We start from the raw sequence: 2786 nt of genomic DNA, 5'->3' as shown, positions 1-2786 counted from the left end.
TGCACCCTGTCGATGCCGAGGAGCGGGGCCTTCAAAGCGGGGATGTGGTGCGGGTGTTTAACCAGCGCGGCGTTTACCGCTGCAAGGTCGCTCTCACCAAAAGAGCCCGGCCCGGTGTGGTGAACGGGCTCGGTATCTGGTGGCGCAAACTGGGCCTGGATGGCACCAATGTCAACCAGGTCACCAGCCAGAATCTGACCGACTTGGGGCGAGGCCCCACGTTTTACGATTGTTTGGTGCAAGTGGTGAAATCCACGTAATCACATTTGATTTATACGATGACATTTTGTTGTCAAAGTGCCCGATAGAGCCAAAGCGCCAGCAAATTTTCTAGGCAGCGGTCATACAAATCATCTGTATTGGTGCTTTAACGTAGAGCTAACCGGCGCTGCGCGGCTCTATCGCGCAGCGGCCAGCGACTGAAAGGAGCGAGGTTGAGCGCCGGGTTGGACGTTATAGCGCTTCGCCCACCGACCACACTTGGATGCCATCTTGTTCCAGCTTGATCTGTCGGCCTTGCTCGTAGCCTGGGCACATGAAGAAAACGTACTTGAACCCAGCCTCGGCTTTACCTACCTTCGAGAGATCCTTTGCAAGCTTACGGTTATTTGACGTGTTGACCGCAGCGAAGACCTCGGCTGCTAAACCTTCATTGACGTTTGACGCAATGTCAGAACCTGGTGATGTGCCCAGATTGACCGTGAACGGCGCGAGCTTCGGATGAAGCGCCAGTAGTAGCCTGAGGGCTTTTGCAGTTGCTAGGTATGTAAAAGTTTGGTTCAACTGCTCAATGAGGTTGAGTGGCGTATCGGCGTTCAGTGGATCGCAGCCGATCGGAGAGAACTTCATTGACCAAAGGGCTTGCAACCCTTGCGTTCCAGCACCAGCTTTTGTGACTTGCACAAGGGCGCGGTCGGCGGAGCCAGTGACTAGATCAACTAACTGATCGATGTCACTTTCGTCTCGAATGGTGCGGATCTTCATGACGCCCAACGTGAAGTTCAGCGGTACGCGGCGCCTGAGCGCGTCCGTTGGAGCGGCAAGTTAGAAGTAGTGGCCTCAAGACGCTCAGCAAGCCAGACTTTAATCACAGATTGCCTTGTAACCCCTAGCTTGCTGGCTTCACGATCCAGAGAGTCAATCATCCAAGTTGGAAAATCGACATTCACCCGTTTCTGTTCCTGCAGCACGCGCTTGGCTTTGGATAAGTCCAAAGAAGCAGTTATGTCGACGCCGTCGTCAAACTGTTGATCGAATTTTTTAGCTTTCATAAAGTGCCACCTCTTCTGTGCGTGCACGACGCACTGATATCAATCGGACATTAGACCCACGATACGTAAAGACGGCTGACCAATGCTTCCCGTCAATTTGCCCTATCGCCAGAAACCGCGGCTCATCTTCAGTCTTTGCTGGAATCTCAAGCAGCATCGGGTCATTCCAAAGGCTTTGGGCCACAACGAAATCTATGCCATGTTTCGCGCGATTGGACTCGCTCTTTGTGGCGTCGAATTCGAAGGGGCTCATAGTATAGAAACTATACCTTAATTGGCGTCAAATGGCCAGTCAACCCTGGCTTCAAACGTAGAGCTATCCGACGCTGCACGGCTTTATCGCGCAGCGTCCATCGTGCGCAGCACGCCAAAAAGCGCCGATGATGCGCCCACGTTTGAGCTCATCATGACACGAAGCGATAAACAAAAACGAGCGATTGAACTGATCGGTCTGATCAAAATATAGTCAGATCGCGGAATTAAAATTAACGTGGGTTTCATTGGGGAAACTCGGGTTTTTGGGGTGGAACTTAAGATTAAGAATTCGGCATATACCCAGTGCGCAATGCATATGCCCACTCAGGACGGTTGCGCAGTTCAGCCAGTTGGGCTGCCAACTCGAAGTTATAGGGGACTGTGAACAGTCCCACATGCCAGTTCGAATTGCATTGCTCAATAATTGCATACCGCGCATCCGGCGTGCCTGTTTCGACTACATGGTCAATCGGGTGGTTATCGTCGTATGCGGGAAGTCCAACGCTACCCGGGTTGCATAGCAACTGAAGATTTTTTGAGCGAATAGCACGCGCTATATGGGTATGGCCACATGCAATAACTGGGAACAGTCTCCCAGCCAGTCGCTGCTCAATTTCTGCCTCAGTAGCTGGCCTTGTGCCACCTTCAATTGCATGTTCAAGAAAATATTGACTGTCATTAGACGGTGTTCCATGACACAAAAAAATGTCGTCCAGAAGCTGATGCGTCGGTTTCTGCGCACGTAACCATGCCAATTCGCGCTCACCCAATTGAGAGTATGCGTAGTCATCAGACGCACTTCGTTGGTCGGCTGAGTTCGTCAGCAATTGCCGCTCATGATTGCCAGCCAGACTAAGCCAGCCGACAGACATCAAATACTGGGCAGTTTCAAGAGGAAGTAGTGGGCCTGACAGGCTATCGCCCAAGTTAACAATCAAATCAACGCCTTGACGTTTGATGTGCGTGACAACAGCCTCTAATGCGGGGAGGTTCCCATGAATATCGGAGACGAGGGCAATGCGCATAGGTCAAGCAGATGAATTTAAATAATTGAATTTACGCTTTCAAGGGCCATCAAGAGTCATTCGAAGAAAAAATCCCGATGCCCGGAATCGCTGTCCGGGAGCCGTTCACACTGCGCTCCTAACCCGTGTGGTTTAACTTTAATTCCCGCCTGATCTGGAAACGGAAAAAATAATCAAACGCCAAAGCTCTCCGGCATTTGCACCGCGACCACTTCGCCGCGTGCGGTGGCGATGC

General features: G+C 51.7%; 5 protein-coding genes. 1 reads left to right on the top strand and 4 read right to left on the bottom strand.

Annotation, left to right across the window (positions count from 1 at the left end; translation table 11 throughout):
- Positions 1–260 (top strand): molybdopterin dinucleotide binding domain-containing protein (locus WCG50_RS18735; protein ID WP_336901114.1); only part of this gene is annotated, 260 nt, incomplete at its 5' end.
- 193 nt (positions 261–453) lie between these two features.
- Here WCG50_RS18735 and WCG50_RS18730 read toward each other — a convergent pair.
- From WCG50_RS18730 to WCG50_RS18715, 4 genes are all read right to left on the bottom strand, one after another.
- Positions 454–984 carry a hypothetical protein gene (locus WCG50_RS18730; RefSeq protein WP_336901113.1) on the bottom strand — a complete coding sequence of 177 codons (531 nt, stop codon included), beginning with the start codon at positions 982–984 and terminating at the stop codon, positions 454–456.
- 17 nt (positions 985–1001) lie between these two features.
- Complete coding sequence (locus WCG50_RS18725) at positions 1002–1271, bottom strand: CopG family transcriptional regulator (RefSeq protein WP_336901112.1); 270 nt, start codon at positions 1269–1271, stop codon at positions 1002–1004.
- Positions 1261–1524 carry a BrnT family toxin gene (locus tag WCG50_RS18720; RefSeq protein WP_336901111.1) on the bottom strand — a complete coding sequence of 88 codons (264 nt, stop codon included), beginning with the start codon at positions 1522–1524 and terminating at the stop codon, positions 1261–1263. The genes WCG50_RS18725 and WCG50_RS18720 overlap by 11 nt, the downstream gene beginning before the upstream one ends.
- Before the next feature lie 283 nt (positions 1525–1807).
- Positions 1808–2551 (bottom strand): metallophosphoesterase family protein, encoded by a 744-nt coding sequence (locus WCG50_RS18715; RefSeq protein ID WP_336901110.1) that lies wholly within the window; start codon positions 2549–2551, stop codon positions 1808–1810.
- Positions 2552–2786 lie beyond the last annotated feature (235 nt).

Source organism: Rhodoferax sp. (assembly GCF_037143375.1).
Classification (GTDB): Bacteria; Pseudomonadota; Gammaproteobacteria; order Burkholderiales; family Burkholderiaceae_C; genus Rhodoferax.
This window is presented reverse-complemented; position numbering and strand designations above follow the sequence as displayed.

Coding starts and splice junctions, on each gene's coding strand:
- WCG50_RS18715 (WP_336901110.1), bottom strand. CDS start 2,551: ATGCGCATTGCCCTCGTCTCCGATATTCATGGGAACCTCCCCGCATTA.
- WCG50_RS18725 (WP_336901112.1), bottom strand. CDS start 1,271: ATGAAAGCTAAAAAATTCGATCAACAGTTTGACGACGGCGTCGACATA.
- WCG50_RS18730 (WP_336901113.1), bottom strand. CDS start 984: ATGAAGATCCGCACCATTCGAGACGAAAGTGACATCGATCAGTTAGTT.
- WCG50_RS18720 (WP_336901111.1), bottom strand. CDS start 1,524: ATGAGCCCCTTCGAATTCGACGCCACAAAGAGCGAGTCCAATCGCGCG.